Origin of the sequence: Streptomyces sp. NPDC047841 (genome assembly GCF_040704085.1) — a bacterium.
Lineage (GTDB): Bacteria > Actinomycetota > Actinomycetes > Streptomycetales > Streptomycetaceae > Streptomyces > Streptomyces argyrophylli.
In genome coordinates, this window is record NZ_JBEYRP010000005.1 from 394,074 (window position 1) to 408,007 (window position 13,934).

At 73.7% G+C, this 13,934-nt stretch carries 12 protein-coding genes and 1 tRNA gene; 6 read left to right on the plus strand and 7 right to left on the minus strand.

What is annotated here, in order from left to right:
- Positions 1-41: 41 nt before the first annotated feature.
- Both AB0947_RS10540 and AB0947_RS10545 read left to right on the plus strand, forming a co-directional pair.
- On the plus strand, positions 42-1,214 hold the full coding sequence (locus AB0947_RS10540) for an FAD-dependent oxidoreductase (RefSeq protein WP_366749911.1): 1,173 nt from the start codon (positions 42-44) through the stop codon (positions 1,212-1,214).
- Between the two features lie 47 nt (positions 1,215-1,261).
- The gene (locus tag AB0947_RS10545; protein ID WP_366749912.1) at positions 1,262-2,233 is read left to right on the plus strand and encodes a zinc-binding dehydrogenase; all 972 of its coding nucleotides are present in this window, start codon (positions 1,262-1,264) and stop codon (positions 2,231-2,233) included.
- A 425-nt stretch (positions 2,234-2,658) separates the two neighbouring features.
- Here the strand turns inward: AB0947_RS10545 and AB0947_RS10550 are convergent, their stop codons facing one another.
- Genes AB0947_RS10550 through AB0947_RS10560 form a run of 3 tightly spaced genes read right to left on the minus strand, consistent with a single transcriptional unit; the run spans position 2,659 to position 5,241 of the window.
- Positions 2,659-3,138: a GNAT family N-acetyltransferase gene (locus AB0947_RS10550; RefSeq protein ID WP_366749914.1), complete on the minus strand. Its 480-nt coding sequence runs from the start codon at positions 3,136-3,138 to the stop codon at positions 2,659-2,661.
- Between the two features lie 32 nt (positions 3,139-3,170).
- Positions 3,171-4,577 carry an FAD-dependent oxidoreductase gene (locus tag AB0947_RS10555; protein ID WP_366749915.1) on the minus strand — a complete coding sequence of 469 codons (1,407 nt, stop codon included), beginning with the start codon at positions 4,575-4,577 and terminating at the stop codon, positions 3,171-3,173.
- A 10-nt stretch (positions 4,578-4,587) separates the two neighbouring features.
- Positions 4,588-5,241, minus strand: coding sequence for a rhomboid-like protein (locus AB0947_RS10560; protein WP_366749917.1), 654 nt, complete (start codon positions 5,239-5,241; stop codon positions 4,588-4,590).
- Here AB0947_RS10560 and AB0947_RS10565 point away from each other — a divergent pair.
- Complete coding sequence (locus tag AB0947_RS10565) at positions 5,240-6,151, plus strand: aminoglycoside phosphotransferase family protein (RefSeq protein WP_366749919.1); 912 nt, start codon at positions 5,240-5,242, stop codon at positions 6,149-6,151. The two genes, AB0947_RS10560 and AB0947_RS10565, sit on opposite strands and share 2 nt — an antisense overlap.
- 39 nt (positions 6,152-6,190) lie before the next feature.
- Here AB0947_RS10565 and AB0947_RS10570 read toward each other — a convergent pair.
- A tRNA-Thr gene (locus tag AB0947_RS10570) sits at positions 6,191-6,264 on the minus strand.
- Between the two features lie 206 nt (positions 6,265-6,470).
- Between AB0947_RS10570 and ugpC the strand changes: the two genes are divergently transcribed.
- The 3 genes from ugpC to AB0947_RS10585 all read left to right on the plus strand — a co-directional run bounded on the left by ugpC (position 6,471) and on the right by AB0947_RS10585 (position 9,081).
- Complete coding sequence (gene ugpC, locus AB0947_RS10575; protein ID WP_366749920.1) at positions 6,471-7,607, plus strand: sn-glycerol-3-phosphate ABC transporter ATP-binding protein UgpC; 1,137 nt, start codon at positions 6,471-6,473, stop codon at positions 7,605-7,607.
- Between the two features lie 182 nt (positions 7,608-7,789).
- The gene (locus tag AB0947_RS10580; RefSeq protein WP_366749921.1) at positions 7,790-8,251 is read left to right on the plus strand and encodes a hypothetical protein; all 462 of its coding nucleotides are present in this window, start codon (positions 7,790-7,792) and stop codon (positions 8,249-8,251) included.
- Between the two features lie 98 nt (positions 8,252-8,349).
- Complete coding sequence (locus tag AB0947_RS10585) at positions 8,350-9,081, plus strand: nucleotidyltransferase family protein (protein ID WP_366749922.1); 732 nt, start codon at positions 8,350-8,352, stop codon at positions 9,079-9,081.
- Positions 9,082-9,207: 126 nt separating this feature from the next.
- On the opposite strand, the gene AB0947_RS10590 is transcribed toward AB0947_RS10585, so the two are convergent.
- The 3 genes from AB0947_RS10590 to cysS all read right to left on the minus strand — a co-directional run bounded on the left by AB0947_RS10590 (position 9,208) and on the right by cysS (position 13,487).
- Positions 9,208-10,902, minus strand: a complete 1,695-nt coding sequence (locus AB0947_RS10590; RefSeq protein WP_366749923.1) for a DoxX family protein — start codon at positions 10,900-10,902, stop codon at positions 9,208-9,210.
- 150 nt (positions 10,903-11,052) lie between these two features.
- A complete protein-coding gene (rlmB, locus tag AB0947_RS10595) occupies positions 11,053-11,994 on the minus strand; it encodes a 23S rRNA (guanosine(2251)-2'-O)-methyltransferase RlmB (protein WP_366749924.1) in 942 nt (313 codons plus the stop codon).
- Positions 11,995-12,083: 89 nt separating this feature from the next.
- Positions 12,084-13,487 (minus strand): cysteine--tRNA ligase, encoded by a 1,404-nt coding sequence (gene cysS, locus AB0947_RS10600; protein ID WP_366749925.1) that lies wholly within the window; start codon positions 13,485-13,487, stop codon positions 12,084-12,086.
- Positions 13,488-13,934 lie beyond the last annotated feature (447 nt).

Below are 13,934 nucleotides of genomic sequence, written 5' to 3' on the forward strand. Positions count from 1 at the left end.
CGTCGTACTGCCGGACAGGTGCACCGACCGCAGGGAGAACCATGCACAAGCCCGCGCACCACATCACCGTCATCGGCGGCGGCTTCGCCGGACTCACCGCCGCGATCACCGCCGCCGAGGCCGGCGCCCGGGTCACCGTGTACGAGGCCCACGGCACCCTGGGCGGGCGGGCCCGGACGGCGGAGGGGCCGTACCGGACCAACGAGGGCCCGCACGCCCTCTACGCCGGCGGCCCGCACTGGACCTGGCTGAGGCAGCGGGACCTGATCGGCCCGCTCGCCACCCTGCCGCCCCTTCAGGCCGCCCGGCTGCGGCTGCGCCACCACGGCGTACTGCGCCGCACCCCGCCCTTCGCCATGCTCAAGCTGCTGCGGCGCCGGGTCGGCCCGGCCCCCGCCGACGTCGACTTCCTCGGCTGGGCGAGCGGGATCGCCGGGGAGGAGGGCGCCCGCGCGGCCGCCCACTACGCCGCGGTGGCCCTGTTCCACCACGACCCGGGCGGCCTGTCCGCCGCCTTCGTGCAGGAGCGGCTGCGCCGGGCCGCCAAGCTGCCGCCGGAGGCGCACTACCCGCGCGGCGGCTGGGGCGGGGTCGTCGACCGGATGGCCGCACGGGCCTGGAACATGGGCGTGCGGATCGAGACCGGTGCCCGGGTGGACGCGCTGCCGGAGGACACCCCGGTGGTCGTCGCCACCGGCCTGCCCGCCGCCCGGCGGCTGCTGCGCGACGACGCGCTGGAGTGGCCGAGCGGCCGCACCGTCCTGCTCGACCTCGCCGTACGCACCCGGCGCGGGGACGCCTTCGCCGTCTCCGACCTGGACGCGCCCGGCTGGATCGAGCGCTTCACCGCGCAGGACCCGTCCCTCGCGCCCGCCGGGGAGCAACTGGTCCAGGGGCAGTTCCCGATCGGGCCCGGCCAGACCCGGGCCGACGGCGTGGCCCGCGCCGAGCAGCTGCTGGACCTCGGCTTCCGGGGGTGGCGGGAGCGGGTGACCTGGCGGCGGGAGGCCGTGGCGGACGGCCGTACGGGGGCCGTGGACCTGCCGGGCCGCAGCTGGCGGGACCGGCCCGCCGTGGACCGCGGCGACGGGGTCTACCTCGTGGGGGACCAGGTGGCGGCCCCGGGGGTGCTCGCGGAGGTGTCGTTCAACAGCGCGGTGACGGCGGTGTCCCTGGTCCTCGGCCGGCCCGCCCTTGACCTCAAGCGCGCTTGAGGTCCGAGGGTGGGGACCACACCGAACCTCGTCTCCCTGGGGGTCCCATGCACGCCGTCCGCCTGTACGCCTTCGGCCCGGCCGAGAACCTGACCTACGAGGAACTCCCGGACCCCGTCCCGGGCCCCGGCCAGGTGCGGATCGCGGTCGCCGCGGCCGGTGTGCACCTGCTCGACGCGGCCCTGCGGGAGGGCCACCAGGGCCCGCTGCCCGAACCGCCCCGGCTGCCGACCGTGCCCGGCCGGGAGGTCGCCGGGGTCGTGGACGCGCTCGGCGACGGCGTGGACGGCCTGTGGCTCGGCCGGCGGGTGGTGGCCCACCTCGGCTTCGCGCCCGGCGGCTACGCCGAACTGGCCGTCACCGAGGTCGAGCGTGTGCACGACATCCCGGACGGCCTGGACCCCGCCGCCGCCGTCGCCATGATCGGCACGGGCCGTACGGCGCTGGGCATCGCGGGCTTCGCCGAGCCGGGACCGGACGACGTGGTGGTCGTACCGGCCGCGGCCGGCGGCATCGGCACCCTGCTCGTACAGCACGCCAGGAACGCCGGGGCGACCGTGATCGGGCTCGCGGGCGGCCCGGAGAAGACCGCCCGGGTACGCGCCGACGGCGCCGGCCTCGCCGTCGACTACACCGACCCCGACTGGCCCGCCAAGGTCCGCGCCCACCTCGGCGGCCGGCCGGCCACCCTCGTCTACGACGGCGTCGGCGGCCGGGTCGCCCGGGACGCCGTCGCCCTGCTCGGCCCCGGCGGCCGGCACCTGGTGTTCGGCTGGTCGGCGGAGGGCATCGGGCAGGGCCGGGGGTACCACGTCGAGGGCGTCTCGGAGTCGGTGCTCGGCCCGGCGATGCTGGAGCGCGCCGGCGGCCTGCGCGCGCTGGAACTGCGCGCCCTCGCCGAGGCCGCCCGGGGCCGGCTGCGCCCGGCCGTCACCCGCTTCCCCCTCACCCAGGCCGCCACCGCACACCGGGCACTGGAGGGACGGGCAACCATCGGCAAGGTCGTACTGGAACCCTGACGGCCGGTGACCGGGTTGGCGCGGAGGCGCGGGGCGGGGCGGGGGCGGGGGGGAGGGCGTGAAGGCACGGGGCGTTGGCGGGGCAGGGCGAGGGCGCAGGGCGGGCCGGCGCGGAGGCGGGGCGGCACGAAGGCGGGCCGCCGCGACGGCGGGGCGGGGCCGCGCGGAAGTGGGGCCGCGCGGTTCGGTGTCCCGGGCGGGCGCCCGCCGGTCGCTCACACCCACCACCCGGCGGAACCGCACAGCGGCACGGACCCGCGCCTGCGAGCGGGCTGCTGCGGCTCGCCGGCCCCCGGGGCGCGGGGAACGGCGCGGCCGGCCACGGACGCCCCCGGGTCACCGGACCACCGCCACCGCCCCGGCGGCCGGGACCGAAACCGTGATCGCGACCGTGATCGCGACCGCGACCGCCGCCGGAACCGGTGTCAGCCGGCCGAGCCCAGTGCGGTCAGCGCCCCGTCCGTGAGCCGGTACACCGTCCACTCGTCCTGGGGCCGGGCGCCCAGCGCCTCGTAGAAGCCGATCGCCGGCCGGTTCCAGTTCAGCACCGACCACTCCAGCCGCTCGTACCCGCGCTCCACGCAGATCCGCGCCAGCTCGGCCAGCAGCGCCCGCCCGTGGCCGCCGCCGCGCGCCTCCGGACGGACGTACAGGTCCTCCAGGTAGATGCCGTGCACCCCGCGCCAGGTGGAGAAGTTGAGGAACCACAGCGCGAACCCGGCCGGCTCCCCGCTCGCCTCGTCCACCGCCATGTGCGCGAACGCGGCCGGCCGCTCCCCGAACAGCGCCTCCCGCAACTGCGCCTCGCTCGCCCGGGCCTCCTCGGGCGCCTTCTCGTACTCGGCCAGCTCACGGACCATGGTGTGGATGACGGGGACGTCGTCGGGGGTCGCGGTACGAATCATGCCGTGAGGGTAACCGGCCCGCCCACCGGGCCTCAGTGCCGTCCCGCCACCCGGTCGGCCACCTTCGCCAGGCGCGAGGACTCCGTGCCCGGGTGGAGGCGTTCACGCTGGTCGGCGGCGCGGTAGGTGGCGTACATGCCCTGGACGCCCAGCCAGCGGAAAGGTTCCGGCTCCCACTTGCGGACCCTGTGGTTCACCCAGGGCAGGTCCGTCAGCGCGGTCCGCCCGCCCTGTCCGGAGTCCCGCTGCACCAGGTCGCGCAGGGTGCGGGCGGCCAGGTTGGTGGTGGCGACGCCGGAGCCGACGTAACCGCCCGCCCAGCCGAGGCCGGTGGAGCGGTCGAGCGTCACCGTGGCGCACCAGTCCCGCGGCACCCCGAGCACCCCCGACCACGCGTGCTCGATCCGCACCCCGGCCAGGGACGGGAAGAAGCGGGTCAGGATCTCCCGCAGGGCCTCGACCGTCGCCGCCTGCGTCCGGCCGTCGTTGTCGGTGCGCGAACCGAAGCGGTACGGCACCCCGCGCCCGCCGAGCGCGATCCGGCCGTCCGCCGTGCGCTGGGCGTACATGTAGGCGTGCGCCATGTCGCCTAGGGTCTCCCGGCCCGACCAGCCGATCGCCGCCCACTGCTCCTCGGTCAGCGGCTCGGTCGCGATCATCGAGGAGTTCATCGGCAGCCAGGTCCGCCGCTGCCCCCGCAGGGACGCGGTGAAGCCCTCGGTGCAGCGCAGCACGTACGGCGCGCGGACGGTCCCGTAGGGAGTGACCGCGTGCTTGGGGCGGATCTCCGTCACCGGCGTCGACTCGTGGATGGTCACACCGAGCGCCTCCACGGCCGCCGCGAGCCCCTTGACCAGCTTCACCGGGTGCAGCCGGGCCCCGTGCGGGGTCCAGGTGGAGCCGACCGCGTCCGCGATCCGGATCCGCTCGGCGGTCTCCCGGGCCCCGTACAGCTCCCGGTCCTTCTCCCCGTACGACAGCTCGTGCCGGTGGAACGCCTTCAGCCGGGCCAGCTGCGCCGGAGTGGTGGCCACCTCCAGGACGCCGCCCCGGTGCACGTCGGCGTCGATGCCCTCCGCCTCGGCGACCGCGATCACCTCGGCCACGGTGTCGTTCATCGCCCGCTGGAGCCGTACGGCGGCCTCGTGGCCGTGCAGCTTCGCGTACCGGTCGCGGCCCGCGATCCCGTTGTACAGCCAGCCGCCGTTGCGGCCGGAGGCGCCGTAGCCGCAGAACTTCTGCTCCAGGACGGTGATCCGCAGGAAGGGCGCCGCCTTCTTCAGGTAGTACGCGGTCCACAGCCCCGTGTAGCCGCCGCCCACGATCACGACGTCGGCGGACGCGTCCCCGGGCAGCGGCTCCCGCACCGCCGGGAGGCCGTCGTCCGCGTACCAGAAGGAGATGCCACCGTTCACGACACTGCTCGCCGAGCTGCTCATGGCGGGGACGTTAACCCCTGAGCCCGTCCAGTGTCTCCTTCGGATTCCATGCTTTTCCGCGGCCCCTGACCAGCGGATAGCAGGCCAGACCGATCAGTACGGCGACGATGTGACCGAAGTCGGTGAAGGTCGGCCCGGCGGCCAGCGGCAGCCCGAACACGGCCAGCACCACCGGCAGGTACACGTACCGCCAGGGCGCCGCGATCCGGTAGGCGAGCACCGCGATCACCCCGGCCAGCGCGTAACTCACCCCGATGTCCAGGGTGTTCACCGCCGACTGCGGTGCCATGCCATGGCGGATCGCCTCCAGCAGCGCCCCCTCGCTGATCAGCGAGGCCAGCACGTGCGCGAGTGCGCACACCGCCAGCCAGCGGGCCGTGCCCAGCCAGCGCTCGGCCGGCGCGTGGAACACCGTGTACAGCAGGGCGTACGGCACCCAGTGCCCGCTCTCGATCCACATCGCGCTGGCCACCAGCACCCGCACCGGATTGCGGGACAGCTCATGGATGTTGGTCGACCGGCGCCGCAGGAAGTGCTCCTCGAACTCCGGCGACATGTGGTGCAGCGCGACGGTCGTCACGACCAGGACGCCCAGCCACACGTACGTGCCGGGAGCGGCGCGGACGTACGCCCACACCCCGCTCAGGCCCCGGAGAAATCGCATGAGCCGATTCACGCACGCCAGTATCGTCCGCTTCGTGATTGACATCCCCGGCGAGCTGGCCAAGGCACAGGAGACGTACAACGGCGCGGCGGGGCGGGCGTTCATCGCCGCGCTGCCCGGCCTCGCGGCCGAGTTCCTGGGCCGCTGGCGGCTCACGCTCGACGGGCCGTCGATGAACGGCGTCAGCGCCCTCGTCCTGCCCGTCGTCCGCGCCGACGGCCTCCGCGCGGTCCTCAAGCTCCAGCTGACGGACGCGGAGAGCGTGGGCGAACCGGTCGCGCTGCGCGTGTGGGACGGCGACGGGGCGGTACGGCTCCTGGACCACGACCCGGCCACCGGCACCATGCTCCTGGAGCGCCTGGACGAGTCCCGGATGCTCGCGGGCCTCGGCGACACCCGCGAGGCCGTCCTGGTCATCGCCCGGCTGCTGGCCCACCTCACCTCCTTCCCCGCCCCGCCCGGCCTGCGCCGCCTGGGCGACATCGCCGAGGCCATGCTGGAACGGACCCCGCGGGCGCTGCCGCGCATCCCGGACCCCGGGGTCCGCCGGATCGTCGCCGACTGCGCCGCCGCCGTGCGCGAGGTCGCCCACGAGCCCGGCGACCGGCTGCTCCACTGGGACCTGCACGACGAGAACGTCCTCGCCGCCGACCGCGCCGACTGGCTCGCCATCGACCCCAAGCCGCTGGCCGGCGACCCCGGCTTCGAACTGTGGCCCGCCCTGGACAACCGCTTCGACGCGGCCGAGGTGCGCTGGCGCTTCGACGCGATGACCGACGTCCTCGGCCTGGACCGCGCCCGGGCCCGCGCGTGGACCCTCGGCCGCCTGCTCCAGAACGCCCTGTGGGACGTGGAGGACGGCCGCCCGATCGAGGCCCGCCGACTGGAGATCGCCCGCCTGCTCACATGAGAAAGCCCAGGCGGGACGGTGTCCCACCTGGACCGCACGAGCCCCCTGTCGGATTCGAACCGACGACCTTCGCTTTACAAGAGCGGCGCTCTGACCAGCTGAGCTAAGGAGGCGTGCACCTGGGTGCCCGTGCAGTGTACCCACGTCTCGGGGCCGCTCCGTCGAGAATTTCCGTGAAGTTCACACCGGCCGGGCTACTGACAGATCGAGTGAACGCCAGGTACCGTCCTGATCCAGTTCACCCGCGTGGACTACACCAACCACCTTCCTACAACGGATCGTCCGGCACGTTCCTGCCGGTAGAAGGGGGCCCATCACCATGGCCACAGTCACGTTCGACAAGGCGACCCGGATCTACCCGGGTTCCACCAAGCCCGCCGTCGACGCACTCGACATCGCGATCGAGGACGGCGAGTTCCTCGTCCTGGTCGGCCCGTCCGGTTGCGGAAAGTCCACCTCCCTGCGGATGCTCGCGGGCCTGGAGGACGTCAACGGCGGTGCCATCCGCATCGGTGACCGCGACGTCACGCACCTGCCGCCCAAGGACCGGGACATCGCCATGGTGTTCCAGAACTACGCCCTCTACCCGCACATGACGGTCGCCGACAACATGGGCTTCGCGCTCAAGATCGCCGGCGTGAACAAGGCGGAGATCCGGCAGAAGGTCGAGGAGGCCGCGAAGATCCTCGACCTCAGCGAGTACCTGGACCGCAAGCCGAAGGCGCTCTCCGGCGGTCAGCGCCAGCGTGTCGCCATGGGCCGCGCGATCGTCCGCGAGCCGCAGGTCTTCCTCATGGACGAGCCGCTGTCCAACCTGGACGCCAAGCTCCGCGTCTCCACCCGTACGCAGATCGCGTCCCTCCAGCGCCGCCTCGGCATCACCACGGTCTACGTCACCCACGACCAGGTCGAGGCCATGACGATGGGCGACCGGGTGGCCGTGCTCAAGGACGGCATCCTCCAGCAGGTCGACTCGCCGCGGAACATGTACGACAAGCCCGCGAACCTCTTCGTCGCCGGCTTCATCGGCTCCCCCGCCATGAACCTGATCGAGGTGCCGATCACCGACGGCGGCGTGAAGTTCGGCAACAGCGTCGTCCCGGTCAACCGGGAGGCCCTGAAGGCCGCCGCCGACAAGGGCGACCGCACGGTCACCGTCGGTGTGCGTCCCGAGCACTTCGACGTGGTCGAGCACAACGGCTCCGTCGCCGCCTCCCTGTCCAAGGACGCCTCCGACGCCCCGGCCGGCCTCGCCGTCTCCGTGAACGTCGTCGAGGAGACCGGCGCCGACGGCTACGTCTACGGCACCGTCGAGGTCGGCGGCGAGACGAAGGACCTCGTGGTCCGCGTCAGCAGCCGCTCCGTGCCGGAGAAGGGCTCCACGCTGCACGTCGTGCCGCGGCCGGGCGAGACCCACGTGTTCTCCACGTCCACCGGCGAGCGGCTGTCCGACTGACGGCCGACGGCCGACGACCGACGGCTTCGCAAGGGCCCCGCACGCTCGGCGTGCGGGGCCCTTCCCGTCGATCTTGTGGTGGGGCACTTCGTCAACCCGTTACCCGGAAATCAGCACCTTCTCATCCCCCATAAGGGTGACTCAATGTCTCCAAATCATCACGGGGCGCTACCCTCACACGCGTGAAGCACTCCACCACCCCACAGACACGACGCGGCCACCGGGGCGGCCCTGCCCGCCGTATCGGCCGCACTCTCGCCCTCGTCCTGCCCGTCGTCCTGGTGCTCTCCGGGACCCTCGCGGTCACCCGGGTCAACTGGACGGGGAGCCCCTCCAGCTCGGTGCTGGCCGCCTCCGACGTCTCGTCGGTCGAGGTCTCCGCCAAGAAGACCACCCGCGCCCCGCAGGACGTGCTCCGCGACCAGCTGATGACCGAGCTCCAGCACAAGAACCCGGGGGTGGTCCTCACCCACCTCCAGCAGGCCGTCAACGGCCGCCCCGCGCTGGCCCGGCACTGCTCCTCCATCGCCCGCGCCCTCGGCAGGGCCGCGGTGCACATCTACGGCGCCTCCCGCGCCCAGTCGTACGCCCGCCCGGTGTGCGACACGGCCTTCGCCTCCGGCGTGCTGGCCGCGCACAGCTGAGCCCCGGCGGCGGGTTGCCGGTGAGAACCGGGTAACGGCTCCCCAAGGAGCGCGCCGCCGCCCGTGGACAGCGGTGGGGCGCCACGTACAGTGCGGTCATGACCCATCCGAACGCCGCGTCGCGCCCCACTCAAGCCGTGGTCCTGGCCGGTGGCCAGGGCTCCCGGCTGCGTCCGTACACCGACGACCGGCCCAAGCCGATGGTCGAGATCCCCGGTACGGGCACTCCGATCATCGGCCACCAGCTGACCTGGCTGGCCGAGGAAGGTGTGACGGACGTCGTGGTCTCCTGCGGCCACCTCGCCGACGTCCTGCAGAAGTGGCTGGACTCGGCCGACCTTCCCGTCTCCGTCACCACCGTCGTGGAGAGCGAGCCCCTCGGCCGCGGCGGCGGCCTGCGGTACGCGGCGGCCCGTCTGCCCCATCCGGAGCGGCCCTGGTACGCCACGAACGGTGACATCTGGACGCGGTTCTCCCTGCGGGACATGGCCGACTTCCACACCGAGCGGGACGCCGTCGCCACGCTGGCGCTCGCCCGGCCGCGGATCCCGTGGGGGGCGGTGAAGACCGACGGGTTCGGGCACATCACCGACTTCATCGAGGCACCGCCGTCGACGTTCGAGATCAACGCGGGTGTCTACGTGTTCTCGCCGGAGTTCGCCTCCCTGCTGCCCGAGCGGGGCGACCACGAGCGGACCACGTTCCCCCGGCTGGCCCGGGAGAAGAAGCTGGCCGGGTTCCCCATCCCGCAGGGCGCGTACTGGCGGGCCATCGACACGGCGAAGGACCTGACGGAGGCGGCCAAGGAGCTGGCGACGCTCGGCCGCTGAACGGCTCCGCGGGCCCCTGGGCGGGCCCGCCGGCCCCGAGTCCCCGAGTCCCCGAGTCCCCGAGAGCGAAGAGGGCCCCGTACCTTTCCCGGTACGGGGCCCTCCTGCTGTTCTGTTCCTGCTCCGTCAGCCCAGCAGGCCGCCCACCAGGCCCGGCTGACCGGTGGAAGTGCTGCCGCCGCCCGTGGACGTGCTGCCGCCGCCCGTCGTCGACCCACCGGTGCTGGTGCCGCCGCCGCCCGTGCTCGTCGGACCCGCCGTCGTGCTCGGGGCGCCGCCCGTCGTCGGGGACGTCCGGCGGGGCGGGACCTGACCCGTGGTGCCCTGGGTCTGGGTCGGGGTCGTGGTGGTGCCGCCGGAGGTGGCCCGGCTGGTGCCCGGGGTCGTCGCCGCCCCCGAGGGGCTCGCGCCGACCGTGGCGCCGCCCGTCGGGGAGCTGGACGCCGACGGGGTCTTCTCGTGCCGCGTGCCGGGTTCCTGCGGGAGCGGGGAGCCGGGGAGCTGGTTGCGGGGCGCCTCGCCGGGTCCGGGGACGACCACGCGGCTGGAGTCGCGGACCGCGCCGCCCAGCAGGGACCCGATGAACAGGGTCAGGCCGACCGTGACGGCCGTGATCAGCGCGCCGCGGCGCAGGACGTGGCGGCGCAGCTCCCAGATGTCGGCGCGGGGGCCGAGACGGCGCCAGGCACCGCCCGCGAGACGGCCGTCCACGGAGTAGACGGGGGCGCCGGCGATGATCAGCGGGGACCAGGCGGCGAGGTAGATGATGTCCGGGGCGTCGTAGACCGGGACGGTCTTCCAGCTGACGGTGACGATCAGGGCGGCGGAGAGCATCGCGCCGACGACCGCCGCGACGCGCTGCCAGCAGCCCAGGATGGTCAGGACGCCGACGACGACCTGGAGGAACGCGATGACCAGGCCGGAGCCGACCGGGTGGTGCAGGGCGAACTGGCGCAGCGGCTCGGCGACGTCCCAGGGGTGCAGCGTGTTGAGCCAGGTGACCATGGAGCCGCGCTTGCCGCCGTCGAAGTAGACGGGGTCGCACAGCTTGCCCATGCCGGCGTAGATGGAGATGAAGCCGAGGAAGATGCGCAGCGGGAGCAGGACGACGCCGAGGTTGAGCCGGCGGCCGGGGTAGTAGGCGTGCCGGGCCGGGTCGTCGCCCTGGCGCCTGGCGCGGCGCGGGGCGTCGGCGTCCGCGGCGGGGTCGCTCTCGGGGTCGGTGCCGGCCGGGTAGGTGTCGTACGGCTCGTGATCGTCGGGGTAGGCGGGGTAGGGCGGGTCGTCGTAGGCGCCGGTGGCCGTGCGCATGTGCGGCAGGAGGCGGGTGCCGTCGGCGCCCGGGGCGGTGCGCTGGTGGCCGACGACGGGGGTCTCGACGGTGAGGTCGCGTTCGTCGTAGGTGTCGGCGTAACCCGTCTGGACGCGCGGGATGACCTGCGTGGCGCCGGCCTCGGGCTCGTCGGCGTGGCGGACGCTGCTGCCCCGCACGGCCTGGAGGAGCCGGTGGGCGCCGGTGTCGTCGGGGGCGGACTTGCCGCTCCACACGACGGGGCGGCGGCGGCCGGTGGCGCCGGCCCGGCCCGCCGTGCCCACGACGGGCATCCGGGCGGTGTCCTGGCCGGCGCTCAGATGCCGGGCGATCCGCGGGGATTGGGTGCGCCGGGCCGCCGCGCCCAGCTGCACGCGGAAGCTGGCGTGGTTGACGATGACCTGCGCCGGATCGCTCGGCACCTTCACCATGCTCAGCGCGGGAGCGTCGTCGAAACCCGACGAACGGTCGCCCGTGGGTGTGCGGGGTGTTCTGGTGTCCACACTCATCTAACCGAGTGACGTGGCGTTAGGACACTGCTTTGACCGCCCGGATGTGTCCGGACCCCGTCAAAGCGGCCCCGAGCGCCATATGGCCGCCCGAATTACCCCGCAAGGGTGAACTTCCGGACGGGCGTTCAGGCCCGTCCGGACGGTTGTTCAGCTGCGCCGGCGCGCGGCCTCGTACAGCACGATGCCGGCGGCCACACCCGCGTTGAGCGACTCGGCGCCGCCCGGCATCGGGATGCGGACGCGGAAGTCGCAGGTCTCGCCGACCAGGCGGGACAGGCCCTTGCCCTCGCTGCCGACGACGATGGCGACCGGACCCCCCAGGGCCTCCAGGTCGCCGAGTTCGACCTCGCCGTCCGCCGCCAGGCCGACCACCGTGAGGCCGGCCTTCTTGTAGGCCTCAAGGGTCCGGGTGAGGTTGGTGGCGCGGGCGACCGGCGTACGGGCGGCCGTACCGGCGGAGGTTTTCCAGGCGCCGGCGGTCATGCCGGCCGAGCGGCGCTCGGGCACGAGGACGCCGTGGCCGCCGAAGGCGGAGACGGACCGGACGACGGCGCCCAGGTTGCGCGGGTCGGTGACCCCGTCCAGGGCGACGACCAGCGGGTCCTCGCCCTCCTCGGCCGCGGCGTCGAGCAGGTCCTCCGGGTGCGCGTACTCGTACGGCGGGACCTGGAGGACCAGGCCCTGGTGGTTGAGGCCGTTCGTCATGCGGTCCAGCTCGGGACGCGGGGCCTCCATGAGGTTGATGCCGCCGCGCTCGGCGGCGAGCTGGAGAGCCTCGCGGACGCGCTCGTCGTTGTCGATGAACTGCTGGACGTAGAGGGTGGAGGCGGGGACGCCCTCGCGGAGCGCCTCGACGACCGGGTTGCGGCCGACGACCAGCTCGGAGGCGGACTTGCCGCCACGGCCCCGGGCCACGGGGCGGCGCACGGCCTGCTTCGCCTTGGCGTTGGCGATGCGGTTCTTCTTGTGGCCCTTGCGCATCTCGGCCGGCGGGGTCGGCCCCCGGCCCTCCAGCCCCTTGCGCCGCTGGCCGCCACTGCCGACCTGCGCGCCCTTCTTGCCGGACATGCGACGGTTGTTCGCGGCCATGACCTACCTGTCTTCGTGAGCTTTCGTACGTACGTCTTATGCAGTGTGCCGCCCGAAGGGCCGGGCGGCACAATCGATCAAGCGGGGCGCTAGCGCGGGCCGAGGCTCCAGCGCGGGCCCTGCGGGCCGTCCTCGATGGCCAGCCCGGCCTGGCCCAGCTGGTCGCGGATGGCGTCGGCGGTGGCCCAGTCCTTGCGGGCGCGGGCGGACTCGCGCTGGTCGAGGACGAGGCGTACGAGGCTGTCGACCACGCCGTTCAGGTCCTCGCCCCGGTCGCCGGCCTCACCGGCCCAGTGCGGGTCGAGCGGGTCCAGGCCGAGGACGCCGAGCATGGCCCGCACCTCGGCGAGCCGGGCGACGGCGGCCTCCTTGTCGTCGGCGGCCAGCGCGCTGTTGCCCTGCCGGACGGTGGTGTGCACGACGGCGAGGGCCTGCGGGACGCCCAGGTCGTCGTCCATCGCCTCGGCGAAGGCGGGCGGGACCTCGGCGGCCGGCTCGACCGGCTTCCCGGCCAGCTCGGTGACCCTCTGCACGAAGCCCTCGATCCGCGCGAACGCGGACTCGGCCTCGCGCAGGGACTCCTCGCTGTACTCGATCATCGAGCGGTAGTGCGGGGTGCCCAGGTAGTAGCGGAGCACGACGGGCCGCCACTGCTTGACCATCTCACTGACCAGCACGCTGTTGCCGAGCGACTTGGACATCTTGTCGCCGGCCATGGTCACCCAGGCGTTGTGCACCCAGTACCGGGCGAACTCGTCGCCGTAGGCCTTGGCCTGGGCGATCTCGTTCTCGTGGTGCGGGAAGATCAGGTCGAGGCCGCCGCCGTGGATGTCGAAGGCGCTGCCCAGGTACTTGTGGGCCATCGCCGAGCACTCCAGGTGCCAGCCGGGGCGGCCCGGTCCCCACGGGGTCGGCCAGGTCGGCTCGCCCGGCTTGGCGGACTTCCACATGGCGAAGTCGCGCGGGTCCCGCTTGCCGGTCTCGCCCTCGCCGGACGGCTGGAGCAGGTTGTCCAGCTCCTGCCGGGACAGCTCCAGGTAGTGCGGGAAGGACCGTACGTCGAAGTAGACGTTGCCGTCGGCCTCGTAGGCGTGCCCGCGCTCGATGAGGCCCCGCATCATCTCGACCATCTCGGGGATGTGGCCGGTGGCGCGGGGTTCGTAGGTCGGCGGGAGGCAGCCGAGGGCGGCGTAGCCCTCGTTGAAGGCGCGCTCGTTCTCGTACCCGATCGACCACCAGGGCCGGCTCTGCTCGTGGCTCTTGGCGATGATCTTGTCGTCGATGTCGGTGACGTTGCGGATGAACGTCACCTCGTAGCCACGGTACGCGAACCAGCGGCGCATGATGTCGAAGTTGAGGCCCGAGCGGATGTGGCCGATGTGGGGTGCCGCCTGCACGGTGGCGCCACAGAGGTAGATCGAGACGCAGCCCGGCTTGAGCGGGGTGAAGTCACGGATCTGCCGGGCGCTGGTGTCGTACAGGCGAATAGTCACCACTCCAGAGTAGTGGGCCCCGGGCAGTGCCATGCGCCTTCCCGCCAGGATGCCGCGTCACCACGGAACCGGCCCCCGCCACGCCCCGCCGACACGCTCCTCACCCCTCCCGCAACCGGATCCGTACGACCACCCGCCCGGCGTCCCGGCCCGAGACCGGGCCACCGCACCCGACCACGGGGGCTCCGCCTGCGGGCGGCGCAGTCACCACCGGCAACGACCCGCGCGGGCGGCGGGTCCTTGCCGGCCGGCCCCGATCGCCGTCACAGCCGCCCGACGACCTCCCGCAACCGGACCCGTACAACCACCCGTCCGGCGTCCTCGCCCGAGGCCGGGCCACCGCACCCGACAACGGGGGCTCCGCCTGCGGGCGGCGCAGTCACCACCGGCAACGACCCGCGCGGGCGGCGGGTCCTTGCCGGCCGGCCCCGATCGCCGTCACAGCCG